Source organism: Micromonospora sp. NPDC003944 (genome assembly GCF_053605225.1).
The window spans coordinates 16,795-41,224 of sequence record NZ_JBSGIV010000017.1; the positions used below are offsets into that span (position 1 = coordinate 16,795).

At 72.4% G+C, this 24,430-nt stretch carries 26 protein-coding genes; 8 read left to right on the forward strand and 18 right to left on the reverse strand.

From position 1 onward, the window contains the following. Window positions 1-50: 50 nt before the first annotated feature. On the forward strand, window positions 51-1,502 hold the full coding sequence (locus tag ACWER9_RS11100) for a M28 family peptidase (protein WP_452301684.1): 1,452 nt from the start codon (window positions 51-53) through the stop codon (window positions 1,500-1,502). Between the two features lie 60 nt (window positions 1,503-1,562). On the opposite strand, the gene ACWER9_RS11105 is transcribed toward ACWER9_RS11100, so the two are convergent. Continuing rightward, a complete protein-coding gene (locus ACWER9_RS11105; RefSeq protein WP_452301685.1) occupies window positions 1,563-2,261 on the reverse strand; it encodes an SDR family oxidoreductase in 699 nt (232 codons plus the stop codon). A gap of 148 nt (window positions 2,262-2,409) precedes the next feature. Between ACWER9_RS11105 and htpG the strand changes: the two genes are divergently transcribed. After that, complete coding sequence (htpG, locus tag ACWER9_RS11110) at window positions 2,410-4,338, forward strand: molecular chaperone HtpG (protein ID WP_452301686.1); 1,929 nt, start codon at window positions 2,410-2,412, stop codon at window positions 4,336-4,338. 84 nt (window positions 4,339-4,422) lie between these two features. Here htpG and ACWER9_RS11115 read toward each other — a convergent pair whose 3' ends face one another. The 3 genes from ACWER9_RS11115 to ACWER9_RS11125 form a co-directional block, all read right to left on the reverse strand. Then, complete coding sequence (locus ACWER9_RS11115) at window positions 4,423-4,788, reverse strand: hypothetical protein (protein WP_452301687.1); 366 nt, start codon at window positions 4,786-4,788, stop codon at window positions 4,423-4,425. Between the two features lie 122 nt (window positions 4,789-4,910). Beyond that, the gene (gene dinB, locus ACWER9_RS11120) at window positions 4,911-6,098 is read right to left on the reverse strand and encodes a DNA polymerase IV (protein ID WP_452301688.1); all 1,188 of its coding nucleotides are present in this window, start codon (window positions 6,096-6,098) and stop codon (window positions 4,911-4,913) included. A gap of 57 nt (window positions 6,099-6,155) precedes the next feature. Beyond that, a complete protein-coding gene (locus ACWER9_RS11125; protein ID WP_452301689.1) occupies window positions 6,156-6,626 on the reverse strand; it encodes a VOC family protein in 471 nt (156 codons plus the stop codon). A 61-nt stretch (window positions 6,627-6,687) separates the two neighbouring features. Between ACWER9_RS11125 and ACWER9_RS11130 the strand changes: the two genes are divergently transcribed. After that, window positions 6,688-7,416 carry a helix-turn-helix transcriptional regulator gene (locus ACWER9_RS11130; protein WP_452301690.1) on the forward strand — a complete coding sequence of 243 codons (729 nt, stop codon included), beginning with the start codon at window positions 6,688-6,690 and terminating at the stop codon, window positions 7,414-7,416. On the opposite strand, the gene ACWER9_RS11135 is transcribed toward ACWER9_RS11130, so the two are convergent. The 4 genes from ACWER9_RS11135 to ACWER9_RS11150 all read right to left on the reverse strand — a co-directional run bounded on the left by ACWER9_RS11135 (window position 7,308) and on the right by ACWER9_RS11150 (window position 11,551). Next, on the reverse strand, window positions 7,308-7,904 hold the full coding sequence (locus ACWER9_RS11135) for a GNAT family N-acetyltransferase (RefSeq protein WP_452301691.1): 597 nt from the start codon (window positions 7,902-7,904) through the stop codon (window positions 7,308-7,310). The genes ACWER9_RS11130 and ACWER9_RS11135 overlap by 109 nt on opposite strands. Continuing rightward, a complete protein-coding gene (locus tag ACWER9_RS11140; RefSeq protein ID WP_452301692.1) occupies window positions 7,901-8,422 on the reverse strand; it encodes a GNAT family N-acetyltransferase in 522 nt (173 codons plus the stop codon). Before ACWER9_RS11140 ends, ACWER9_RS11135 begins: the two co-directional genes overlap by 4 nt. A gap of 332 nt (window positions 8,423-8,754) precedes the next feature. Beyond that, window positions 8,755-10,329, reverse strand: a complete 1,575-nt coding sequence (locus ACWER9_RS11145; RefSeq protein ID WP_452301693.1) for a glutamate synthase-related protein — start codon at window positions 10,327-10,329, stop codon at window positions 8,755-8,757. A gap of 91 nt (window positions 10,330-10,420) precedes the next feature. Beyond that, window positions 10,421-11,551 (reverse strand): peptidoglycan recognition protein family protein, encoded by a 1,131-nt coding sequence (locus ACWER9_RS11150; protein WP_452301694.1) that lies wholly within the window; start codon window positions 11,549-11,551, stop codon window positions 10,421-10,423. Window positions 11,552-11,737: 186 nt separating this feature from the next. Between ACWER9_RS11150 and ACWER9_RS11155 the strand changes: the two genes are divergently transcribed. Both ACWER9_RS11155 and ACWER9_RS11160 read left to right on the forward strand, forming a co-directional pair. Continuing rightward, window positions 11,738-12,715, forward strand: coding sequence for a membrane protein (locus tag ACWER9_RS11155; protein WP_452301695.1), 978 nt, complete (start codon window positions 11,738-11,740; stop codon window positions 12,713-12,715). Window positions 12,716-12,961: 246 nt separating this feature from the next. Continuing rightward, window positions 12,962-14,305: an MFS transporter gene (locus ACWER9_RS11160; protein ID WP_452301696.1), complete on the forward strand. Its 1,344-nt coding sequence runs from the start codon at window positions 12,962-12,964 to the stop codon at window positions 14,303-14,305. Between the two features lie 46 nt (window positions 14,306-14,351). Here ACWER9_RS11160 and ACWER9_RS11165 read toward each other — a convergent pair whose 3' ends face one another. The 5 genes from ACWER9_RS11165 to ACWER9_RS11185 form a co-directional block, all read right to left on the reverse strand. After that, window positions 14,352-14,738, reverse strand: a complete 387-nt coding sequence (locus ACWER9_RS11165; protein ID WP_452301697.1) for a VOC family protein — start codon at window positions 14,736-14,738, stop codon at window positions 14,352-14,354. Between the two features lie 99 nt (window positions 14,739-14,837). After that, window positions 14,838-15,254 carry a YchJ family protein gene (locus ACWER9_RS11170; RefSeq protein WP_452301698.1) on the reverse strand — a complete coding sequence of 139 codons (417 nt, stop codon included), beginning with the start codon at window positions 15,252-15,254 and terminating at the stop codon, window positions 14,838-14,840. Between the two features lie 183 nt (window positions 15,255-15,437). Then, window positions 15,438-16,538, reverse strand: coding sequence for a magnesium and cobalt transport protein CorA (locus ACWER9_RS11175; RefSeq protein WP_452301699.1), 1,101 nt, complete (start codon window positions 16,536-16,538; stop codon window positions 15,438-15,440). A gap of 80 nt (window positions 16,539-16,618) precedes the next feature. Next, a complete protein-coding gene (locus tag ACWER9_RS11180) occupies window positions 16,619-17,230 on the reverse strand; it encodes a class F sortase (protein WP_452301700.1) in 612 nt (203 codons plus the stop codon). Window positions 17,231-17,316: 86 nt separating this feature from the next. Continuing rightward, window positions 17,317-17,802 carry a hypothetical protein gene (locus ACWER9_RS11185; protein ID WP_124775133.1) on the reverse strand — a complete coding sequence of 162 codons (486 nt, stop codon included), beginning with the start codon at window positions 17,800-17,802 and terminating at the stop codon, window positions 17,317-17,319. Between the two features lie 336 nt (window positions 17,803-18,138). On the opposite strand from ACWER9_RS11185, the gene ACWER9_RS11190 reads away from it, so the two are divergent. Beyond that, the gene (locus ACWER9_RS11190) at window positions 18,139-19,431 is read left to right on the forward strand and encodes a lycopene cyclase family protein (RefSeq protein WP_452301701.1); all 1,293 of its coding nucleotides are present in this window, start codon (window positions 18,139-18,141) and stop codon (window positions 19,429-19,431) included. 10 nt (window positions 19,432-19,441) lie between these two features. Next, entirely contained in the window at window positions 19,442-19,915 is a 474-nt protein-coding gene (gene rnhA / locus ACWER9_RS11195) for a ribonuclease HI (protein WP_357351370.1), read from the forward strand. Between the two features lie 39 nt (window positions 19,916-19,954). Here rnhA and ACWER9_RS11200 read toward each other — a convergent pair whose 3' ends face one another. The 3 genes from ACWER9_RS11200 to ACWER9_RS11210 all read right to left on the reverse strand — a co-directional run bounded on the left by ACWER9_RS11200 (window position 19,955) and on the right by ACWER9_RS11210 (window position 22,350). Further along, window positions 19,955-20,191: a preprotein translocase YidC gene (locus ACWER9_RS11200; RefSeq protein ID WP_357351329.1), complete on the reverse strand. Its 237-nt coding sequence runs from the start codon at window positions 20,189-20,191 to the stop codon at window positions 19,955-19,957. Between the two features lie 72 nt (window positions 20,192-20,263). Further along, complete coding sequence (locus ACWER9_RS11205) at window positions 20,264-21,151, reverse strand: pentapeptide repeat-containing protein (RefSeq protein WP_452301702.1); 888 nt, start codon at window positions 21,149-21,151, stop codon at window positions 20,264-20,266. A gap of 71 nt (window positions 21,152-21,222) precedes the next feature. Next, the gene (locus ACWER9_RS11210) at window positions 21,223-22,350 is read right to left on the reverse strand and encodes a DUF5919 domain-containing protein (RefSeq protein ID WP_452301703.1); all 1,128 of its coding nucleotides are present in this window, start codon (window positions 22,348-22,350) and stop codon (window positions 21,223-21,225) included. Window positions 22,351-22,393: 43 nt separating this feature from the next. Here ACWER9_RS11210 and ACWER9_RS11215 point away from each other — a divergent pair, with 43 nt between their 5' ends. After that, window positions 22,394-23,002, forward strand: coding sequence for a hypothetical protein (locus ACWER9_RS11215; protein WP_452301704.1), 609 nt, complete (start codon window positions 22,394-22,396; stop codon window positions 23,000-23,002). A 49-nt stretch (window positions 23,003-23,051) separates the two neighbouring features. Here ACWER9_RS11215 and ACWER9_RS11220 read toward each other — a convergent pair whose 3' ends face one another. Together ACWER9_RS11220 and ACWER9_RS11225 are read right to left on the reverse strand one after the other, a co-directional pair. After that, entirely contained in the window at window positions 23,052-23,795 is a 744-nt protein-coding gene (locus ACWER9_RS11220; protein WP_452301705.1) for a B3/B4 domain-containing protein, read from the reverse strand. Window positions 23,796-23,802: 7 nt separating this feature from the next. Beyond that, window positions 23,803-24,414: a LysE family translocator gene (locus tag ACWER9_RS11225; protein WP_452301706.1), complete on the reverse strand. Its 612-nt coding sequence runs from the start codon at window positions 24,412-24,414 to the stop codon at window positions 23,803-23,805. Window positions 24,415-24,430: the final 16 nt, after the last annotated feature.

Sequence of the window (24,430 nt, forward strand, 5' to 3'; positions counted from 1 at the left end):
ATCGATGTCTGTAAGTGTCTCGGGTATCTCTCCAACCCCGAGGAGCCCCCATGAGAGGCAGAACGCTGAGCGCGGGAGTCGCGCTCGCCGTGTTCGCCGGGATGACGGTGACGCTTGCCGCCCAGACGGCGACCGCGTCACCTCCGACCGCGACGACGCCGACCCGGCCGATCGCCGCGGCCGCCGCCGCGCTGGCAGCACCGGACATCTCCGTCAGCAACGTCCAGGCGCACCTGACCCAGTTCAACGCCATCGCCACCGCCAACGGTGGCAACCGCCGGGCCGGCTCGGCCGGCTACACCGCCTCGCTCAACTACGTCAAGACCAGGCTCCAGTCGGCCGGCTACACCGTCAGCGAGCAGTACTGCTCCAGCTGCCGCTACCCCTCGAACAACCTCATCGCCGAGTGGCCCGGCGGCCCGGCCGACCAGGTGGTCATGTTCGGCGCACACCTGGACGGCGTCTCGGCCGGACCGGGCATCAACGACAACGCCACCGGATCGTCGACCCTGCTGGAGAACGCACTGGTCCTGGCCGCGCAGAATCCGACCATGACCAAACGGGTGCGGTTCGCCTGGTGGACCGACGAGGAGCAGGGGCTCAACGGCTCCCGGTTCTACGTCAACTCGCTCAGCGCCACCCAGCGCGGCTACCTCAAGGGCTACTACAACTTCGACATGGTCGGCTCGGTCAACGGCGGCTACTTCATCAACCGGCTCACCTCCACCACCGCGGCGCCGCTGAAGGCGTACTGGGACTCCCTGGGCCTGCAACCGGAGGAGAACGTCGAGGGCCAGGGCCGCTCCGACGACTACTACTTCCAGCAGGCCGGCATCCCCACCTCGGGCTACGCCGCCGGCGCCAGCGCCCGCAAGACCAGCTCCCAGGCGGCCAAGTGGGGCGGCACCGCCAACTCCGCGTACGACCCGTGCTACCACCGGTCCTGCGACACCACCGCCAACGTCAGCGCCACCGTGCTGAACCGGGCGGCCGACGGTGTCGCGTACGCGCTGTGGCAGCTCGCCGTGAGCGGCGGGGCCCCGACGTGCACCGCCGCTCAGGTGGTCGGAAACGGTGGCTTCGAGAGCGGCAGCACCACGTGGACCGCGTCCTCCGGCGTGATCACCAGCGCCAGCGGCCAGCCGGCCCGGACCGGGTCGTACAAGGCGTGGCTCAACGGGAACGGCGGCAGCGGCACCGAGAGCCTGACCCAGTCGGTGACCCTGCCGGCCGGGTGCGCCACGTACACGCTGTCGTTCTGGCTGCACATCGACACGGCCGAGACCACCAGCTCCACGGCGTACGACCGGCTCACCGTGCAGGTGGGTTCGACGACGCTTGCGACGTACTCGAATCTCAACGCCGCGACCGGCTACGCGCAGCGCAGCTTCAACGTGGCCGGGTTCGCCGGTCAGACGGTGACGCTGCGGTTCACCGGCACCGAGGACTCGTCGTTGCAGACCAGCTTCGTGCTCGACGACGTGACGTTGCAGGCGAGCTGACCGCGTACCCGAGATAGGGCCGCCGCCGGTCTTCCCGGCGGCGGCCCGTCGTGTCGGCGGTCAGGGGAGCTGGGGGTAGAGGGCGGCGACCCCGCCGGGGAACCCGGCCTGCACCCGTCGGCTGACGTCGTCGGCCACGATCTCGTACGCGTCGGACTCGATGCCGTCGACGGCGAGCCGGGCGATCACGGCCGGGTCCGACTTGGGGCCGGTGATGGTCGCGGCCATGTCGGTGTCCAGGTAGCCGACGTGCAGGCCGGCGACGCGGACGCCCCGCTCGGCGAGCTGGAGGCGCAGCGCGTTGGTCATCCCCCACTCGGCGGACTTGGCGGCACCGTAGGCCCCGTGCAGGGGAAAGTTCACCCAGGACAGCACGGAGAGCACGTTGAGGATGGTTCCGCCGCCGTTGCCCGCGATGACCGGCGCGAACGCCCGGATCGTCGACAGGGTGCCGATGTAGTGGGTCTCCAGCTCCAGTCGGACGAGGTCCAGGTCGCCGTCGAGGAGGTCGGTCCGGGTGTCGATGCCCGCGTTGTTGACAAGCAGGTTCACGCCGCCGGCCAGCTCGGCGGCGGCAGCCACCGAGGCGGGGTCGGTGATGTCGAGGCGGACCGGCGTCACGCCGGGCAGGTCGACGGTGTCGGGGTTGCGGGCGCCGGCGTAGACGGTGGCGCCCCGGGCGAGGAGTTCGGCGGCCAGGTGTCGGCCGAGGCCACGGTTGGCGCCGGTGACGAGGGCGGTGCTTTCAGCGATCTTCATGGCCGCCACGCTAGCCGACCTGACTTCTGCTCGGCAAAGTCAGCTAGGTCACCGGGTCGGCCGACCGAATCGGGAATACGACCGGACGCGCCCACACCCCGACCGGTGACGACTCGTATCCTTTCCGCGAACCTTCGCAGGAGCCGAGATGGGAGACGGTGTGAGCAACCAGGCCGAAACGTTGGAATTCCAGGCCGAGGCGCGTCAGCTCCTCCAGTTGGTGGTCCACTCGATCTATTCGAACAAGGACGTCTTCCTGCGGGAACTCATCTCGAACGCGTCCGACGCACTGGACAAGCTCCGGCTGGCCACCCTCGTCGACAAGGATCTCGTCGCCGACACCGACGACCTGCACGTCGCCCTGGAGGTCGACCGCGACGCCCGCACCCTCACCGTCCGGGACAACGGCATCGGGATGACCCGCGACGAGGTCGTCCAGTTGATCGGCACGATCGCCAAGTCGGGCACCGCCGAGCTGCTGCGCCAACTGCGCGAATCCGCCGACGCCCATGCCAAGCAGGACCTCATCGGGCAGTTCGGTGTCGGTTTCTACGCCGCCTTCATGGTCGCCGACCGGGTCACCCTGCTGACCCGCAAGGCCGGCGAGACCGGCGGCACCCGCTGGGAGTCCACCGGCGAGGGCACGTACTCGATCGAGGCGGTCGACGACGCGCCGCAGGGCACCACGGTGACCCTGCACCTCAAGGCGGCCGACGCCGAGGACAACCTGCACGACTACACCGCTGAATGGACCGTCCGCGAGATCGTCAAGCGCTACTCCGACTTCATCGCCTGGCCCATCCGGATGACCGTCGAGCGCGCCGGCGCCGAGGGTGAGCCCGCCACCAGCGAGGTGCAGACCCTCAACTCGATGAAGGCCCTCTGGGCGCGGCCCCGCGACGAGGTCGACGCCGCCGAGTACAACGAGTTCTACAAGCACGTCAGCCACGACTGGGCCGACCCGCTCGAGGTCGTGCACATGAAGGGCGAGGGCACCTTCGAGTACGAGGCGCTGCTCTTCCTGCCCAGCCACGCCCCCCTGGACCTGTTCTCCCCGCAGGGCCGCCGTGGCGTCCAGCTCTACGTCAAGCGCGTCTTCATCATGGACGACTGCGAGGCGCTGGTCCCGACCTACCTGCGCTTCGTCAAGGGCGTGGTCGACGCGCACGACCTGTCGCTGAACATCAGCCGGGAGATCCTCCAGCAGGACCGGCAGATCCAGATCGTCCGCCGCCGCCTGGTCAAGAAGGTCCTCGCGACGGTGAAGGACCTCAAGGCCAACCACGCCGAGCGCTACCGCACCTTCTGGACCGAGTTCGGCGCGGTGGTCAAGGAAGGGCTGATCGACGACACCGACAACCGGGACACCCTGCTGGACATCCTGTCGGTGGCCTCCACCAACGACCCGGCCGAGCCCACCGACCTCGCCGGCTACGTGTCGCGGATGAAGGACGGCCAGACCGACATCTGGTACGCCACCGGCGAGTCCCGGGCCGCCATCGAGAACTCGCCGCACCTGGAGGCGTTCCGGGCCAAGGGGCACGAGGTGCTGCTGCTCACCGACCAGGTCGACGAGGTGTGGGTCGAGCGGGTCGGCACGTACGACGGTCGGCCACTGCGTTCGATCGCCAAGGGCGAGATCGACCTGGACACCGACGAGGAGAAGCAGCAGGCCGAGGCCGAGCGCGAACAGCAGCGACAGGAGTTCGCGGGGCTGCTCGACTGGCTGGGAACCACCCTCACCGACAGCGTCCGGGAGGTCCGCCTCTCGTCGCGGCTGACCACCTCACCGGCCTGCGTGGTGGGCGACGCCCACGACCTCACTCCGACCCTGGAGAAGATGTACCGGGCGATGGGGCACGAGGTCCCCCCGACCAAGCGGATCCTGGAGATCAACCCCGGTCACCCGCTGGTGTCCGGGCTGCGCAAGGCCCACGAGCAGGGCAGTGACCCGAGCGCCCTGACCGAGACCGCCGAGCTGCTCTACGGCCTGGCGGTGCTGGCCGAGGGTGGTGAGCTGACCGACCCGGCCCGCTTCACCCGGACGCTCGCCGACCGGCTCGCGCGCACCCTGTAACCGGCTGCTCGACGCAGCACCCGCGACACACGAACGCTCGACCGGTCCATCGGTCGAGCGTTCGCGTGTCGACGCGGGGCGTCGTCACGCCGCGGAGGCGGCCTTCGACCCTCGGTGCGACGCCACCGGACCGGCGTTCCAGCCCCACCGCGGGGCCGGAACCGCGGCGCCGCGGTGCCCGTCCGTGTCGACGTCCTCGCTGTCGGTTCCGTCGACGGTCAGCTCGACCGACGTGGGCGCGCTGCGGGCCAGTCGCACCGAGTGCTCGGCGCCGGTGCGGGCCGCGCACGGCCAGGACTGCCCGGCGCACTGAAGGTTGCGGCACCGGCCCTCGTCGTCCGGCTCGTGTGCGCTCAGCACGTCGATCGCCAACTGCCAGAGCAGCGGGTCGGTGACGTCCTGCGGGCGCTCGGCGGTGCGGCTCGGTCGGTTGCTGGTGTCGTCGGACATCGTGGGCCCCCCTCGTCAGGCTGTACCCGTCAAGGGTCACCCGTCAGCCGCCGGTTAAACCGCCGACCTGCTGTGATGTGTCTCTGGTCGCAGCTCGACCGTGGACACCGCACGCGTATCGGTCAGTCCGGCAGCAGCGGCATCTCCACGCCCGGCTCCCGGCCGAGCAACACCGCCCGGGTCAGCGCCGTTGATCCGAACCGGTCGCGGACCGCGTCGACCGCGGCGTCCAAATCGGAACCGGGGTCCGGCTGGAACGGCAGCTCGGGCTGGACCGGGTTGTCGTCGAGGTTGCCGACCGAGACACCGATCAACGTGATGCCACGGCGATCGATCTCGGGCAGCGCCGCGCGCAGCAGAGCACGTGCGGCGGCGAGCAGCGACGTGGTGTCCGCCGTCGCCTTGCCCACCGTGTGCGAGCGGGTCGCCCGGGTGTAGTCGCCGAAGCGCAACCGCAACACCACGGTGCGGCCGGACCGCCCCGCCGACCGCATCCGCCTGCTGACCCGGTCGACCAGGCCGGCGAGGATGGCGTCCAACTCCGTCGGGGTGTGCGGGGTACGACTCAGCGCGTGCTGCGCGCCCATCGAACCGCGCCGTCGCCCCACCTGCACCGCCCGGGGATCGCGATTGTGGGCGAGCGCGTGCAGGTGCCGGCCGGCGCCCGCGCCGAGCAGCGACACCAGCGCCGCCTCGCCGAGGCGGGCCACCTCCCCGACCGTACGGATCCGACGTTCCCGCAGCTTGGCGGCCGTGACCGGGCCGACGCCCCAGAGCCGTTCCACCGGCAGCGGGTGCAGGAACGCCAGTTCGGCGTCCGGTGCGACCACCAGCAGGCCGTCCGGTTTCGCCACCCCGCTGGCCACCTTGGCCAGGAACTTCGTGCGGGCCACCCCGACCGTGATCGGCAGCTGGACCCGCACGCGGACCTCCCGGCGCAACCGCTCGGCGATCTCGGCCGGTGGCCCGACCAACCGCCGCAGACCACCCACGTCGAGGAACGCCTCGTCGATGGAGAGCCCCTCGACAAGCGGTGTGGTCTGCCGGAAGATCTCGAACACCGCCCGGCTCGCCGCCGTGTACGCCGACATCCGGGGCGGCACCACGATCGCCTCCGGGCAGAGCCGGCGGGCCTGCTGGCCACCCATCGCGCTGCGGACGCCCCGCGCCTTCGCCTCGTAGCTGGCCGCGAGCACCACGCCGCCACCCACGATCACCGGCCGCCCACGCAGACGCGGGTCGTCGCGCTGCTCGACCGACGCATAGAACGCGTCCAGGTCGGCGTGCAGGATGCTGGCGCCGGGCGACACGTACACATGTTCGCATGAGGGGTTGCCGGTGCGGCAGTGAGCTGGGCGAACGCCCGGTCAGTCGAGGCAGAACTCGTTGCCCTCGGGGTCGGCCATGATGAGGTGGCCGGCGCCCAACGGGGGAGCGGGCTCGTGCCGACTGAGCCGTTTGGCGCCGTGCGAGACGAGCCGTTCGGCCTCCACCTCCAGGGCCGCCATCCGCTCGTCACCCGCCAACCCGGGTGCCGCGCGCACATCCAGGTGGACGCGGTTCTTCACCTGCTTGTGCTCCGGCACCCGCTGGAAGAACAGCCGTGGCCGCGAGCCCTCGGGGTCGACCACCGCCGACGCGTCGTTGCGGTTCTCCGGCGGCACACCCATCGCCTCCAGCGCCTGGTCCCAGGTTGCGAAGTCACCGGGCGGGCCCTGCACCTGATAGCCGAGCGCCTCGGCCCAGAACGTCGCCAACCTGGCCGGGTCGGCGCAGTCGAACGTGATCTGGACGTCGCGGGTCGGTGTGGACCCCTGTCTGCTGATCTGGTCGGTCATGATCCCAGCCTCCCTCGGATAGCGGACAGGTTCGGTCCGCTATCCGTGCAACGATCGAGACGTGACTGCCGAGGCGACGACCGAGCGGGTGCTGCGCCTGCTGGCGCTGCTGCAACGGCGGCTGTCCTGGACGGCCGCCGAGATCGCGGCCGAGCTGGGCGTCACCGGCCGTTGCGTGCGCCGCGACGTGCAGCGGCTACGGACGCTCGGCTACCCCGTGTACGCGGTGTCGGGCGTCGGCGGCGGTTATCGACTCGGCGCCGGCACCCGGCTGCCGCCGCTGCGGTTCCGCTACCCCGACCGGGGCGCCGGGGAGCAGGAACGGACGGTCGAGCCGATCCGGATGGTGACGACAGGTCGCCGCTGGTACCTGATGGCCTGGGACGCCGACCGTGCCGGCTGGCGGACGTTCCGCCTGGACCGGATGCGGGCGGTGGCGGCGACGACCTGGTGTTTCCCGGCGCGGGAGCACCCGGATCCGGTCGCCTTCGTGCAGCGGGCGGTGACCGGGGCGCCCTACCGACACCTCGCCCGGGTGCGGGTGCACGCCCCGGCCGACCGGCTGCGCGAGATGGTTCCGCCGCAGGTGGGGCGGATCGAGGACGACCGTGACGGGTGGTCCGTGCTCGTCGTCGGCGGCGACAGCCTGGACTGGATCGCGGCGCACCTCGCCCGCCTGGATCACGAGATGGAGGTGCTGGAGCCTCCCGAGCTGCGTGCGGCCGCCGGCCGGCTTGCCCGCCGCCTCGCGGTGCTGGCCGGCACGCCGTCGGAGCCCGACGCACGGTGACGCAGCGTGTAATGACGCAGCGACACGGGGCTGCCGTCGGGCGCGGCCCACGGTGCGGTGCTGGTGCCGACCAAGCGCCAGCCTTTGCGTTCGTACAGTGCGGCAGCCGCGGTGTCTCCGGCGGCCACCTCCAGCACCAGATCCGTTGCGCGGGTGTCCGCCCACTGGCGAGCCCGGTCCAGCAGCGCGCTGCCCAGCGCCAACCCACGGGACTTCGGCGCCACGAAGAGGCGTGCCACCTCGGCCGTCGGCCGGGCCGGCGGCCCACCTGCCGGGTCGGGCACCCGGTGCACCGCGACGTGTCCGACGATGGCCCCGTCGGCGTCCACGGCGACCCAGGCCCGCGCCGGGTGCGGCTCGCGCAGCCAACCGTGCGGGTCGGCGGGCCAGTTCAACGGGTACGTGTCCACCCGGTGGACCTCGGCGAGCGCCGCGACGCAGCCGTCGAGGTCGGTGGCGCGCCGCCGCCTGATACGCGGTGCGGTCACAGGTCGTCGAACGGGCTGGCGTAGCGGAACTCGCCCCGGATCGACTCGCGCCACGCGTGCGACGGTCGAGCCATGAAGTACTGCGGCCCCCACGGCTGCGGCGGGGTGACGCCCAGCTCGACGGCGGGCCGGAACCCGAAGCGCGGGTAGTACTCGGGGTGCCCGAGCAGCACCACCAGCGGCTCGTCGCGCGCGTCGGCCGCGCCGAGCACCGCGTGCATCAACGCGCTGCCGACGCCGCGTCGCTGCCAGTCGGGCAGCACACCGAGCGGCCCCAGGCCCAACGCCACCGCCGCGCCGCCCACCAGGCCGCGGGTGGCCACCACGTGACCGACCACCTGGCCGTCCGAATCGGTCGCCACCAGCGAGTACGCGGGCAGCCAGCCCTCATCTGCGCGCAGCGCGTCGACGAGCGTCGCCTCGACCGGCACGTCGTCGCCGTCAGCCTTGGCGAAGGCGGCAGAGTGCACCGCCCGAATGGCGTCGACGTCGGCGGGCATCTCACGTCTGATCAGCACCGCGCCACCATACGGGTGCCCTCGGTGCCAGTTCCACGCGTTATCCCGTCGAACGCGCCACGGTCAGCCCAGCCCAGCGCGGCCCGACGCGGCGCAGCGCGGGCCCAGCCCGGACCTCGTCGCGCCGGCCGCCGAGCCAGGGCTGGTGCCTCCCCGACCAACTGGCAGGCATGTCGCCTGAACGAGGTATACCTCTGAGTCATAAGTATGACTCAGAGGTATACCGCTTATCGGGGACATGGCCCCGGTCTGAGGGCGGCAGGTCACGGTTCAGCGGGGCGGTCTTGGTCCGAGGTCAGGTCGAGGCGTGCTGGCGTGGTTCGGGTGTGATCTCAGCCGACGGCGGTGGCTGAGGGCGGGGCGCTGCCGCCCTGGGGTGCTTCGGGGACCATCAGCCGGATGATCTCCGCTTGGTCGGCGGTCGAGGGCAGTCCCCATTCCGGCCGGTAGTCGTACACCTGATGAAGTGGGGTGGAGCCGGTGCGACCGTCCAGGATCTCCACGGCGTCGGTCCCGATCAGGCTGGGGTGTTCGACGCCGCAGGCCTCGGCGACCTTGGTGAGGTCGCGGCGTAGCGTCCGCAGGTAGTTGGCCGCCCGGACCGACTTCACCGTCGGGTCCAGGCCCCGGGCGAGCCACGCGTTCTGGGTGGCGACGCCGGTGGGGCAGGTGTCGGTGTGGCACTTCTGCGCCTGGATGCAGCCGATCGACAGCATCGCCTCCCGGCCGACGTTGACCATGTCGCAGCCGAGCGCGAACGCCACGATGGCGTTGTCGGGGAGACCGAGCTTGCCACCTCCGACGAAGACCACCTGCTCGTGCAGGTCGTGCTCAGCGAAGATCTTGTAGACCCGGGAGAAGCCCTGCTGGAACGGGAGCGACACGGAGTCGGTGAAGATCAGGGGTGCGGCGCCGGTGCCGCCTTCGCCACCGTCGATCGTCACGAAGTCCACGCCGCGCCCGGTGTCGCGCATCAGGGTGGCCAGCTCCCGCCAGAAGCCCAGGTCACCGACCGCCGACTTGATGCCGACCGGCAGACCCGTCTCGGCGGCCAGCAGCTCCACCCAGTCGAGCAGGCTGTCGCAGTCGGAGAACTCGGCGTGCCGGGACGGGCTGACACAGTCCCGACCGGCCGGGATGCCCCGGGTGGCGGCGATCTCGGCGGACACCTTCGCCCCGGGCAGCAGCCCACCGAGGCTCGGCTTGGCACCCTGGCTCAGCTTGATCTCCAGCGCCCGCACCGGCGCGCCGGAGATCAGGTCCTTGAGTCGGTCGAGGCTGAACCGACCGTGTTCGTCACGGCAGCCGAAGTACGCGGTGCCGAGTTGGAAGACCAGCTCGCCACCGTTGCGGTGGTAGGGAGACAGACCGCCCTCGCCGGTGTTCTGCAGGCAGCCGGCGAGCGCCGCCCCCTTGTTGAGCGCGGTGATGGCGTTGCCGGAGAGCGAGCCGAAGCTCATCCCGGAGATGTTGACGACTGACTCCGGTCGGAACGCCCGGGCCCGGCCGCGCGCCGCGCCGAGCACCTTCGCGCAGGGCAACCGCACATCGTGCCCGGCGGTCGGTGACGACGGCGGCACGGCGCGACCGAACGTGCGGTGCTTGATGATCGGGTACCCGGGGGTGTACTCGATGTCGTTGTCGGTGCCGAAACCGAAGTAGTTGTTCTCCTGCTTGGCCGACGCGTACACCCAGCGGCGCTGGTCGCGGGTGAACGGCCGCTCCTCGTTGTTGCCGGCCACGATGTACTGCCGAAGCTCCGGCCCGATCGTCTCCAGCAGGTAGCGGGCGCGGCCGAGGACCGGGAAGTTGCGCAGCAGCGCGTGGTCGCGCTGGATCAGGTCCCGCGCGGCGAGCGCCGCGACGGCGGCGGCGACAGCGGGTACGGCTCGACGGGCCCAGGTCATGCCCCGGATTCTTTCCGCCGGAGCGGTGGATCAAACCGATGGACCGGGGGCCGGTGGCGGTGCGGGTGTGCCCCGCACCGCCACCACGCTCTCAGCGGTGCCGGTACGACTCGCGGACCGACCCGCCGACGACGGTGCACCACGTGCTCGTGCTGAGCTTGCCGTTGCGGGGCAGCCCGTGCAGCGCCTGAAGGTCCTGTACCGCTCTGCGGGTGGCGTGGTCGTACGCCCCGGTGACGGTGACCGCGTACCCCTTGGTGGAGAGGATCTCCTGCACGGCCGTGACCGGCGCTCCGGCGGCGTGCTGGTCCAGCTCCGGCGCCAGCGTCTCCCAGGTCGGCGTGGTGAGGGTGGCGTCCACGTCCACCGGGATGCCGTTGCGGGCCTGCCAGTCCTGCACGGCGGCGACGGTCGCGGCGTCGAACGTGCCGCTGACGGTCACCGGGTATCCCCGGTGGGCGAGCAGGTGCTGCACCACCCGGACGGAGGGGGAGTTGACGAAGCGCCACAGGTCCGGCCAGCGGCGTGCCGGTACGTCGCCGAGCGTGGTGCCGAGGGCGGCGTGCACCCGCCGCCGCAGATCCGGGAACTGCCGGTAGAAGGCGGCGCCCGGGCACTCGGTGGTACGGAAGTCCCAGTGGCCGAAGATGTCGTACGCGTGCAGCCCGTACTGGCGGCAGATCGCGACGCAGAGCTTGACCAGCGAGTCGGTCAACGCCTTCGGCGGCGTCTCGGTGACGTAGGTGCCCTCGTTCTCGATGCCGATGGCCCGGCCGTTCTCACCCGGGCAGTGCGCCGAGATCATCTGTCGGTCGCCGGCCTCCAGGCGCTCCAGGCTGCCCCGGCGGCCCTCCAGCACGTACCCGCCGCGGCTGACCGTGAAGTGCTGGCCGGTGTCCGACCAACCGTTGCCGTCCATGTGCAGGTCCTGGCAGTCGTGGGCCAGCTTGACCGCCTGCTCGCGGGAGTAGTCGGTGACGTTCGGGAACGCCATGTGGTGCACGATGATCTTGTTGGTGGCGATGGCGCTCACCGACAGCGGGTCCTTCGGTGGGCGCGCGGCCCACTCGTCACAGCTGATGATCCAGTCCAGGTCGGTGCCCTCGGCGGCCTGCGCCGCGCCCGGGAAGGCCAGTTCGCTCCCGACGACGGCGACCGTGGCGGCACCGAGGCCGGCCCGCAGCAGCGTCCGGCGATCCACTTCGGAACTGTCGACGTGCATTGCATCTCCTCCTGCGGCCGACGGCGGGGATGAAAAGTAGCTCCAGTGGCCGCACGCACCCCGGAGAATATTGCCAACACTCGTCCGCGCGCTAGAGGGCGCCCAACCAGGGCGGCGTTTCCCCGCGAGCCGGTGGGGGTAGGCCGGGACACAGACTGTCCCGGCTGCATCGTGAGGAATGACCAGATGAGTGACAACGTCAGCGACGCAGTGGGCGACGCCCTCCGCTCGGTGATGCTCTTCCTGCCCAAGGCCGTCGCCTTCCTGGCGATCCTGGTGGCCGGATGGCTGATCGCCAAGGCCGTACTGAAGATCGTGGAGAAGGTCCTCGAACGGGTGGGCTTCGACCGCGCCGTCGAACGTGGCGGCATCCGCCGCGCGCTGAGCCGCTCCCGGTACGACGCCAGCGACATCGTCGCGAAGCTCGTCTACTACGCGGTGCTGCTGTTCACCCTCCAGCTCGCCTTCGGCATCTGGGGGCCGAACCCGATCTCCGACCTGCTCGGCGCGGTGATCGCGTGGCTGCCCCGGGCGTTCGTCGCGATCGTCATCGTCGTGGTCGCCGCCGCCATCGCCAACGCGGTCAAGGACATCATCAGCGGGGCGCTCGGCGGCCTGTCGTACGGACGGGTGCTGGCCACCATCGCCTCGGTGTTCATCCTCGGGCTCGGCGTCATCGCCGCGCTGAACCAGATCGGCGTGGCCACCGCGGTCACCACTCCGGTGCTGATCGCCGTGCTGGCCACGATCGGCGGCATCCTCGTCGTCGGTGTCGGCGGCGGTCTGGTCCGTCCGATGCAGAGCCGCTGGGAGTCGTGGTTGACCCGCGCCGAGCGGGAGTCACAGCTGATCGCCGAGCACGCCCAGGCGTACCGGGCCGGTCGCCGCGACGCCGAGGCCGAGCTGGCCCGCGCGTCGAGCCCCGCCAGCGACCCGGAGGCCACCCAGGTGGTGACGCGCCCGGCCGACACGGAGGCCACCCAGGTTGTTCGCTTCCCGGTCAGCCCCTCGGCCGGTTCGGACACCACGCAGGTGGTGAGCGGCGGTGGCGACCCCGAGGCCACCCAGGTGGTCACCGGCGGCATCGACCGCGCGGTGCCAGGGCAGCGCTCCAGCGACGACAGCGAGACAACCACTGTCATCCCGCCGGTCGACAGGCGCTGACACCGGCGGTACGACGCGGGGCGGGATCGGTCTGATCCCGCCCCGCGTCGCGTTCCCGCGCCGCCTCGGCCACCCGACGCGGTTGGCAGCGCCCGGCACGCCGAAAGGGGCTGGCCGCGGCCGCGCGGGTTGTCTAGCATCGCGGTCATGACCTGGCGACATTGATCCAGCGGCGTCTGCCGATCCCGTGGGCCACCACGGGCACCGCACCTCAGGTGTCCGTCTCCACTCCCACGGGAAGGCCCCATGATCCGCACCGTCTCGCGCGCGCCCGACCCGGCGGTCCGTCGACTGACGGCGACCCTCTACGGGTACGCGTTCCTCAGTGACCTCGTCCTGCTCTACCCGCTGTATGTGGTGTTCTTCGCCGACACCGGACTGTCGGTGGGCCAGATCGCGTCACTCTTCGTCATCTGGTCGGCCGCCGGCATCCTGTTCGAGGTGCCCTCCGGCGCCTGGGCCGACGTGCTGTCCCGCCGGCTGCTGCTGGGCCTCGCCCCGCTGGTGGCCGCCGCCGGGTTCGCGCTCTGGGTGCTGCTGCCGTCGTACCCGGCGTTCGCTCTCGGTTTCCTGCTCTGGGGCGCCGCTGGCGCGCTGGTCTCCGGTGCCCTGGAGGCGCTGGTCTGGACCGAACTGGACCGGCTCGGCGCCGTCGACAGGTACGCCCGGGTTCTCGGGCGGGCGCGCACGGCGGGCGTGCTGGGCGTGGTGGTCTCCGGAGTGCTCGCCGGCCCGGTCCTCGCCGTCGGCGGCTACCTGGCGGTCGGCGCGGCAAGCGTGCTTACCTGTCTGCTCGCCACGATCGTCGCCACCCGCCTCCCGGAGCACCGCACGCCGGCCTCCGTACGCGTCCCGGTCGCCGAGTCGGCGATGGCCGCCCACCCGGCGGGTGCTGCCGCACCAGCACGACAGGACGAGCCGCACACGCTCCCGCCCGACAGTCCGGACGACGACGGCGACCTGGGATGGTGGGACACGCTGCGGGCCGGGGTGTCACAGGTCCGCACCCGTCCGCCGGTGCGGGCAGCCGTGCTGGTGGTGGCCGTGGTGGCCGCCGACTGGGGTGCTCTGGACGAGTACACGCCGCTGCTCGCCCTGGACACCGGGGTCGGCGCGCAGGCCGTACCCCTGCTGCTCCTGCTGCTCTGGGCAGGGGTGACCGTCGGCGGGCTGCTCGCCCCGGCGGGGGAACGGCTGGGCAGCCGTGGTTACGCCGCGCTGCTGGGGTTGGTCGGCGTCGCGTTGGCCGTCGGCGCCCTGCTCCGGCACCCGGCCGGGTTCGTGCTGCTCGCGGTGGCCTTCGGCGCGGCGCAGCTGGCCACCGTGCTTGCCGACGCGCGGTTGCAGGCCCGGATCACCGGCACCAGCCGCGCCACCGTCACCTCACTTGCCGGAATGGCCACCGACGTGCTGATCATCGTGACGTACGCCGGCTACGGCCTGCTCGCCTCGGCGGCCGGCAACGCGGTGGCGTTCGCGCTGACCGCCGGGGCGTACCTCGTGGTGGCGCTGGTGTTGCTGACCCGCCGCCAACGCCGGACGGCCGTGCCCACCGGCGTGGCCGCGGCTACGACGCCGGGTCCGGACTGACCCGGGGCCGGCGGCGGCCGGAGCAGGTCGCCGCCGGGTCGCGCGGTCAGCCGGCCATGTGCAGGAACGACCACTGGTGGCCGTCGAGGTCGCGGAAGCCGCGCATGTACATCGGGCCGTTGGTCATCCCCGGCCCGAGCGACTCCCCGCCGGCGACCGCCGCCTGGTCGACCAGTTCGTCGACCTGCCCCCGGCTCGACGCCGACAGCCCGACGATCACCTCGCGGCTGGTCTCCGTGTCCGTGGCGGCGACGCCCGTGTACGCCTCGAAACCCGAGCGGAGGTGCAGCACCAGCCGAGTCGTGTCGGAGATGGTGAGCACGATGCTGTCGCCGGCCGGCTCGGCCCGGTCGGCGGTGAAGCCGATCGCCCGGTAGAACTCGGTCGCGGTGGTCAGGTCGCGCACCGGCAGGTTGATGAACGTCATGGTCATCGGCAGGGCCCTCTTCGCCTCCGCGTCGCCGGCGGTGTGAGCGCCGGAGGAAGGTGCGGCGCAGGACTACGCCGAGGTCATCCTATGCCCGAACGACAGTCAGGGCTGGTCACCGTCGAGGTAGACCCACCGGCCGTCCTCGCGGACGAAGCGGCTGCGTTCGGTCATCGTGCCGGCCCGGCCCGCGTCCCGGTAGTGGGCGTGGAACATCACCGTGCCGGCGGCGTCGAGCAGGCCGCCCCGCTCGGCCTCGACGATCTCCAGTCGGGTCCACCGCTGCCCCGGGTCGAGCTCCAGGGAGGTGGGCCGGGTCGAGGAGTGCCAGCTCCGCAGCAGGTAACCGGTGTCGCCGAGGGCGAACGCGCTGAACCGGGAGCGCATCAGGGCCTCGGCCGTCGCCGGGGCGTCACCGCCGTGCGCCGGAGCGCAGCAGTCCGCATACGCCCGGCCGGAGCCACACGGACACACCCGTCCCGTCGCCGCGTTCGCCCGCCGCCGCCCCGCACCCTTACCCACGAACCCATCCTCCCCCACCCATGCCCACCCTCCCGGACCCGGGCCGCGCGCCCCGCCCCGTCCTCCCGCCCGCCCGTCCTCCGCGATCTTGCACTTTCTGTCGCGGCATAAGTAGTAAAAGGGGCACATCGACGACACAAAGTGCAAGATCGCGGGGAGCGGGGAGCGGGGAGCGGGGGCGGGTTAGAGCCAGCCGGAGCGGCGGAACAGGCGGTACAGGAACAGCGCTGCCACCGCCATCAGGGTGAGGGCACCGGCGTAGCCGTAGCGCCAGGCCAGCTCGGGCATGTGGTCGAAGTTCATGCCGTAGATGCCGGCGATGCCGGTCTGGGTGGCCGCGATGGCCGCCCAGGCGGCGATCTTGCGCATGTCGTTGTTCTGCTCGACGGCGAGCTGCGCCAGTCGCGACTGGACGATCGAGGTGAGCAGGTCGTCGTACGCGGCCACCCGGTCCACCGCCCTGCTCAGCCGGCCGTCCACGTCGACGAACCAGCGGTGCAGAACGCGCGGCGGGCCGTCGGGGTCGAGCAGCGTACGCATCGGCGCCTGCAACGGCAGGACGGCCCGTTTGAACTCCACCACCTCCCGCTTGAGCTGGTAGATGTGCTGGATGTCGGCAGTGCGGTCACGGGCGAACACCGCCTCCTCGACCCGCTCCAGATCCCGTTCCACGTGCCCGGCCACCTCCAGGTAGGAGTCGACCATGCGGGCGCAGACCGCGTACGCCACCGCCCACGGGCCGGCGGCCAGCAGCGCGGGGCGGCGCTCGATGTCGGCGCGGACGCTGCGCAGCGCCCCGGCGGCACCGTGCCGCACGGTGATGGCGAAACGCTCGCCGAGCAGCACCATGACGTCCCCGGTGTCGATCACCTCGGAGGTGTCGGTCAGCTCGTCGTGTTCCACGTACCCGGCGGTGCGCAGGACCAGCAGCGTGACCGGCCCGTGGCGCTGCACGGTGGGCCGGTGCCCGTCGGCGAGCGCCTGTTCGACGGTCAGCTCGTCCAAGCCGAAGGTCTTGCCCACCGCAGCGAGTACCGCCGGGCCGGGGTCGTGCAGTCCCAGCCACACGAACGCGTCGCGGCCGCGCCGCGCCTGGGCGTACGCGTCGGCGTAGTGCGGCCGGCCGGGTTCCCGGCGACCGTTGACGTAGACGGCGCAGTCGACGACGGCGTCCGGGTTGGACCGGCGGGGGGTGGGGGAGTCGCTCTCGACTCGTCCGAGCAGTCGGCGGGCCAGGGCGCGTACGCCTCGACCGGCCCGGTCCCGTACCGGATGCTGATCCACCGCGTGCCTCCCCGTCGCCGGCGCACCGTCACCGCATTCTGCCGAGAGGGCTTCGGCGCTCGACAGTGGGGCAGTGCGACTCAGGCGGTGCGGGTGGCGAAGACGACGACGTTGTCCACGTAGTTGCCGGTCGTGGCGTCGAACCGGCCGCCGCAGGTGATCAGCCGCAGCCCTGCGGCGTCCGCGGGCCCGTAGACAAGCGTGCTGGGGAAGCGCTCCTTCGGGTACGCGCGGACGTCGTCCACGGTGAACGTGGCGACCCGTGCGTCGGCGCGGGTGACCTGTACCTGCTGGCCGGCGCGGAGCCGACCGAGGTCGAAGAAGACCGCCGGGCCGGACGGCGAGTCGACGTGTCCCACCAGGACGGCGTTGCCGGTCTCGCCGGGGCTGACCCCGTGCCGGTACCAGCCGGCGAGGGTGGGCCGGTCCAGTGGCGGCACCTCCAGCACCCCGGCGGCGTCCGCGCCGACCGGGACGATGTCGGCGCGTACGTCGATGGCGGGGATCTGCACCCGGACCGGCGCAGCGTGGGGCAGCGGTGCCAGGTCCGGTGCGGGGTGGGTGCGGGGCGGCGCGTCGGCCGAGGGTCGTGGTGGCCGTGCCGGGTCGGCGGTGAGGCCGACGGTGATCAGCCCGAGCCCGCTCACGCCGAGCAGGGCGACCACGGCCGGTAGGGTCCGCCGCCACCACATGTGTCTACCTCCAGACGGGATCGTCGGGGTGCCCGCACCGGTGTTCCCGGCGCGGGCACCCGTCTCAGGGATGGAACGGCCGCCGATCAGGCGACAGTGGACACCGGACGGCGCCGGCGGATCAGGATCACCGCGCCGGCGAGGGCGGTGCCGAGCAGTGTGCCTCCGGCGGCGAGAGCGCCGGTGTCACGGTTGTCGCCGCCGGAGCCGGCGGGCGCGCCGCCGATCGGGGTGACGGCGAACGTGGCGGTGCCGGCCGAGCTGCCGTCGCCGCAGGTCGCCGCCACCGTGTAGGTGCCCAGGGTGAATCCGGCGGTGAAGAGTTCGGCGCTGAGTCCGCCGCCGGCGGCGGCCGTGGTGGATCGGACGTTCTGGTCGCGGTTGGGGCCGGTGACCCGGAAGATGGCGTCACCCGACTTCGGGTTGCACGTCGTCGCGGTGAGCACGACGGTTCCTCCGACCGGGGTGGTGGCCGGCGACACGGTGGTGTCGGCCAGTGCGGCGCCTGGCAGCAGGAGCGTGCCGAGGCCCACGCCGAGCGCCGCCGAGCAGAGTGCTGTTGAGACCTTCATACGCGTCTTCCCTCACTTTTCGTCCGCTGACTGCGTGGGACGTCGTTCGGGTGGCCAACTCCGTGACTAGCACCGGTGTGCCCAACACTAGGTGGGTTGGGTCCTCGATCAGGTGAAAATGAGAAATCCTCGTTGCCGTCACGTGTCCACCCGAAGGCGGGGAGAGCTGCGGAAAGGCCCTGACGGCCCGACCGGCGCCGGTGCTCCGATCGATGTCTGATCCGGTCGGGCTGTCGTCGCTGGGTCGATGGCGAGGTATCGCCGGAGACGGCAGAAATGCACCACCTGACCGACGCTGCGCGCGGCCGGGTGCGACCGTGTGGCAGCGTGGTGCGGGTGACCGACTCCGCGCCGCTCGACGTCGACCTCGCGCTGCTCGGTGGGGGTGGCGCGGCGTCCTTGCTGCTCGCCGCACTGGACCGGCGCGGTGTCCGGGGCCTGCGGATCGCCGTCGTCGACCCGGTGCGCCGGCGCGGTCAGGACCGCACCTGGGCGTTCTGGGGCCACCCCGACACGGACCTCGACCCGCTGCTCAGCGCGAGCTGGCCGCAGGTCGAGGTGGCGACCGCGCCGCGCCGCCGCGTCCTGGACCTCACCCCGCTGCGGTACGCCATGCTCCGCTCCGGCCCGGTCTACGACCGGGCTGCCGAGGCCGAGCGTCGCCTCGACGCCACCCGGATCGTCGCGCCCGCCGACTCGGTGCGCGACGACGGCTCGCGGGTGCTGGTCCGCACCGGCGACGGGCGCGGCGTACGGGCCGACTGGGTCCTCGACTCCCGCCCCCGCCCACCGGCCCGCGCGGGGCGAACCATCTGGTTGCAGCACTTCCGGGGGTGGTGGTTGGAGGCCGACCGGCCGGTGTTCGACCCGGCGCGTGCCGTGCTGATGGACTTCCGCACCCCGCAGCCACCCCGGGGCGTCTCCTTCGGGTACGTGCTGCCGGTCAGCGACCGCTACGCCCTGGTCGAGTACACCGAGTTCTCGCCGGACCTGCTCACCGACGCCGGGTACGACGCGGCGCTGGCCGGTTACCGGGACCTGCTCGGGCTGGATCCGGCCGGGCTGCGGGTGCGCGAGGTGGAGAACGGGGTGATCCCGATGACCGACGCGCCGTTCCCGGCCCGCCCCACACCCCGGGTGGTCCGGCTCGGCACGGCCGGGGGAGCGACCCGCCCGTCCACCGGCTTCACCTTCTCCGCCATGTACCGCCAGGCCGACCAGATCGCCCGCGCCCTCGCCGCCGGTCGCGCGCCGGTGCCCGCGCCGGCGTACCCGCGTCGGCACCGCTGGATGGACGCGGTGGCGCTGCGGGCGCTGGACCAGGGTGGGGTGGACGGGCCCGACTTCTTCGACCGGCTCTTCGACCGCAACCCGGCCGAGCGGGTGCTGCGCTTCCTCGACGGCGGCACCACCCCGGCCGAGGAGGTCGCGATCATGAACTCCACCCGGCTGGTGCCGATGATCGCCGCGACCGCCGGTGACGCTGTGCACCGCGTCCGCGACCGGCTGCGCCCCACCCGGCCCGCGCCCGCCATCCCACCCGCCGTGGTGGGCGACGCACGAAGCCCGGCGTGGACGGTTCGGCGCGCCGGCGACCCGAGCGGGGAGGACGACGCCCGCGCCCGGTAGGTTGCCGGGCATGGTGGACGCGGCGGCCGGCAGGGGCGTGCAGATCTGGACCGACGGAGCGTGCAGTGGCAACCCCGGGCCGGGCGGTTGGGGTGCGCTGCTGCGCTACGGCGATCACGAGCGGGAGCTGTGCGGCGGTGAGGCCACGCCGACCACCAACAACCGGATGGAGCTGATGGCGGCCATCCAGGCGTTGGAGAGCCTGAACCGGCCGGTCACCGTGGAGCTGCACACCGACAGCACGTACGTGCGCAACGGCATCACCAGTTGGCTGGCGTCGTGGAAGCGCAACGGTTGGCGCACCGCCGCGAAGCAGCCGGTGAAGAACGCCGACCTGTGGCAGCGGCTGGAGGCGGCCTGCGAACGGCACGAGGTCACCTGGCTGTGGGTCAAGGGGCACAACGGCCACCCGGAGAACGAGCGGGCCGACGGCCTCGCCAACAAGGGCATGACCGAGGCGCGGGCCGCACTCAGCAGCCGCTGATCCTGGCGCCTGCCGCGCCGACCAGTTGCCGAGCCCGGGTCAGCGGGTCGCGTCGGGATGTCCCGGCATGCTCGACCCGCCGCCGCTGCTGCCCGACGAACCACCGACGACGCCCGAGCTGTCCGGCTCGGTCACGATGTCCGGTCGCACGTCGGTGTCCGCCGGCGCGGGGACCTCGGTGTCCGCCTCGACCTGCACCAGTGGCACCTGGCCGGCCTCGTCCTCGCTGTGCTGCGGGTCGCCCGGCAGCTCACCGTCGCGCTTTCGGTAGCCCACGCCGTGCCCCCCGTCGATGCCGGTCCGCGTCGGCGCTGGCTACCCGGCGTCGTCCCGGCCGAAACCTCGCGGTCAGCGGCGGCGGCCCCGGCGGGTGGGTGCGCTGGCTCGGACCGGCTGGCGGACCGGGGTGAGCGACAGCGCCGTCCAGTGCGCCGGCCGGGTGAGCGTCGGCGGCAGACCGGTGCGCGTGTCACCCCGGGCGGCGTCCAGTTGGGTCTGGTGCAGGAAGAGTGTGCGTCGCAGGTCCGCGCCGCGCAGGTCGGCCCCGCGCAGGTCCGCGCCGGTGACGTCGGCCAGGCCGAGGTCCGCCCCGCGTAGGTCGGCGCCGATCAGCAGCGCCCCGCGCAGGTTGGCCCGGCGCAGGTCGACGCGGCGCAGGTCCACCCCGAGCAGGTGCGCGCCCCGGCGGTCGGCGCCGCCGGGAGCGCGGGCCGCGTCGCTGGCCCGGGACAGCAGCGGGTTGACCAGGTCCCGCTGGCCGGCGACGTCCACCGCGCGAACCTGCGCCGGGTCACCCTCGGTGAGCGTCAGCGTCTCGGCGCGGGCGCGTTCCAGTTCGGCGCGCAGGTCGGCCGGCGGGCGTAGCGCCACCGCCTCGGTGAGGTACCAGAGCAGTTCGTGCAGCGGCCGCAGCACCGTGAACGCCGCTGCCATCGCCGGCAGCGTCTCCGGCGCGTCCCGCCAGTCCCGCCCGCCGAAGGTCACCTGGGCGACCTGCTGCCCAGCGCCGAAGCAGTCGAACACGGTGCAGCCGGGGAACCCGCGTTGCCGCAGCTCGGTGTGGATGCCGCAGCGGTGGTCGGGGCGCAGGTTGGGGCAGGGCGTGCCGGCCGGCTTGTCGATGGCGAAGTCCGCCGACGCGGCGAAGGCGGGCACCACGCAGCACAGCCCGAAGCAGCGTCCGCAGTCGGCGCGAAGCTGCGCCGCCCCGGACGGCGGCGCGGCGCGGTGCGACACGGCGACGGTCCTCCTGGTGGTCAGGGTGGCCCCGATTGTTTCCTGTGCCGAGCCAACCGGGCCGGCCGGGGTCACCGTGCGTGTGTGTCACCGGCCGTCGCGGGCCGGGGTGCTGGAGTGCGGGCGTCGCCCGGCGGCGGCACCAGTCGGCGGACGTCCCGCTCGCCGTCGCCGTGCCCGTACTTCTGGTCGAAGTGCCGTTTCACGACGGCGGCCGGGGTGCGGTCGTCGTCGGTGGGCTCGGCCAGCGCGAACACCCCAGGGGTCGCCGCAGGTGTGCGGGGCGGCAGCACGGCGCGCACCGTCAACGGCCCGGTGACCCGGAACCCGCGGCAGTCGACGTAGTGCTGCCCGTCCACCGTCACGTACGGCACGCGTACCTCGACCACGTCCGACTCGTCGTGGCGCAGCGTGACCATCACCGACCAGTACCGCTCCAGGTCGACGGTGGCCTGCTCGTGCTCCCACAGCTCCTCGAACCGCGCGTGCACGAACCCACCCCACGGGCTGTCCATGTCCACCTCGAGCTGCGGCACGTTGAACGACAACTTGCCGATCGGGAAGAACGAGATCAGCGCCCGCCCGTCCCACTGGTAGAGCTGGATCGACGGGGACGCGTCGTAGAGCCGGACCTGCAGGCGGTGCCGCAGCCGCGCGTCGAGCGCGTCGGCGAAGGCGGCCAGGTGGCGCAGGTTGGTGCGGATCTGCCGGAGCACGTCCACCCGTTGCCGTTCCAGCTCCTCGGAGCGTTGCTGGGCGGCGGTGCAGTCGGGGTCGAGCAGGAGCAACTGCACCTGGGCCCCGTTGGCGAGCGCCGCCCGCACCGCGCTCAGGGTCTCCTCGCGGTGCCGCTGCTCCAGCAGGATCGTCCAGGTGTCGAGGATGCGGACCCGGCGAGCGGAGCGGTGCAGCCGCGTCACGAACGCCTGCTGGTCGAAGCTGAGGTGCTCCTGCACCCGCGCCCTGCGGGCCTCCTCGAACAACGGGTCGAAGATGACGTACGAGATGGCCGCGAGGACCACGCTGGCCCCGAGGTTGAGGAGCAGGTCGCTGAGGAAGCCGGTGCTGCGCCAAGCGGCCAGCAGCATGACGACGGCGAGCGCGAACAGTGCCCCACCGATGACGAAGGCCCGCCGTTGCCGACCGCCCCGACCAGCCCACCCGGCCAGTTCGCCGCTCGGACCCGCTGCACCGCTCATAGGGTGACGGTAACGGAGTCGTGCGACCACGAAGGGTGGCGGGGTGGACGAGGGTGAACGTGAGCAGGCACTTCTCACCGTCCTGACCACCGAGCACTACGCGCTGCAGACGTCCCGCGCGGGCACCATCGCCGAGGCCACCGGCCGCGCCACCATCTTCCTGTCCGTCCTGTCGGCGGCGCTCATCGGCCTCGGCTTCGTCGCCAGCAACGAGAAGCTGGTCCGGCCGTACCTGGGCGCGGTGCTGCCGACCCTGGTCATCATCGGGGTGCTGACGTTCCTGCGCCTGGTGGAGACCACCGTCGAGAACTCGTTGGACCTGGCGCGGATCCAGCGCATCCGCGCCTACTACCAGCACCAGCTCGCCGGCGAACACGACTTCTTCGCCGACGCGGTGGCGGCCGACGACGCCATGAGCACCGCCTGGAATCTGGTCGGCACGCGGCCGGGGCGGTGGGAGTTCCTGCTCACCACGGCCGCCCTCGTCGGAGCGGTGAACGCGGTGCTGACCGGGCTCGGCGTCGCCCTGGTGGCCGCGACGGTCGGGGTCGGCGTCGGGCTGACCATCCTCGCCGGGGTGCTGATCGCGGTGGTCGCGTTCGGCGCGCAGTTCGTCTACATCGTCCGGATGTCGGCCGGACGGCGAAGCTGACCGCACAACAGTGCGCGGCCTGGTTCGCCGAGACCATCCCCGGCTACCGTCACCTGGGGCCCGGCGACACCGCCTGACTCCGGTCGCCGTCGGCCGTCGAGGTGCGGAAACGGGGCGCGGCGGCGGTGAGGACTGCGGAGGCCGTCGGGGCGGACCACCCGTGCGTCAGCTCCGTCGCCAGGTCGGCGACCAGCCGGGTCATGGCCGGCTCGCCACCCGGGTGCAGCGCCTCGGCGACGATCAGCACCGACGAGGTGTGTGCCCGCACTGCCGACCAGCCGCTCTGCCGGTTCGTCCACCGTCGGGCGTGTGCCCGCCCGGCGGAGTCGACGAATGTCACCTCGCCCGGCTCGGGGTGCTCGGTGTCGCCCGCGAAGCTGAGGTACGCCTCGTCGCCGCGTGCCGGTCGGACCAGCAGGTCACCGTCGACCCGGTCCAGGTCGAGTGCGGCGACCGGGATGGCGTAGGCGGCCGAGACGGCGTTGCAGAGATCGACGAGCGGGTGCACCCGGGGCAGTTCGCCGTCCAGGCGCAGCCGGCGCAGCAGCGCCTCGGCGGCGCACCGGTACCTGGTGGGCCGCAGCCCCATGGCCGCGTACGCCCGCCGCCAGGCCTGGATCTCCGGGAACCCGCTCTCGGCCCCACCAGCGGTCAACCGCCGTCGGGCCTCGGTGAGGTAGTCGGCGGTGCGTGCGGTCAGGTCGGCGGTGGCGGTGATCCCGCGGACGTGCAGCACCCCGGCCACCAAGACGGGGTACGCGTCGCGAAGCTGCGGGGCGTGTTCGAACTGCACGGTGGTCCTATCGTTCGGTGAGGGCGAGGGTCACGCCGAGCGCGACGAACGTGCCGGCGGCGGATCGGCGCAGCCAGTCGGTGACCCGGGGTCGGGTCAGCACCCGGTCGCGCACCCGGGCCGCGAAGACGCCGTAGCCGCTGAACACCACGAAGGTGAGCAGCATGAACACCGCGCCGCAGCCGAGCATCGCCCGGGTCGAGCCCGGCGCGGCGGTGTCCACGAACTGCGGCAGGAACGCGACGAAGAACATCGTCGGCTTCGGGTTGAGCAGGTTGACGAGCACCCCGGAGACGATCACCCGCAGTGCCGGGCGGGGTGGGGCGTCGGTCGTCACCGCGAAGGCGTCGCGGTCCCGCGCGATGGACCAGGCCAGGTAGAGCAGGTAGCCGACGCCCAGGTAGCGGACGGTCTCGAACGCCACGGTGCTGGTCTGCATCAGCGCGGCCAGCCCGGTCATCGCGGCCAGCAGGTGCGGCAACGTGCCGAGCGTGCAGGCGAACGCGGCAAGCACCCCGGCCCGAGCGCCCCGCGACAGGCCGGCGGAGAGCGTGAAGAGCACCCCGGTGCCGGGGGTGACCACCACGATCAGCGTGGTGATCAGGAACGGGATGGTCACGGTCGTCCTCCGGCGG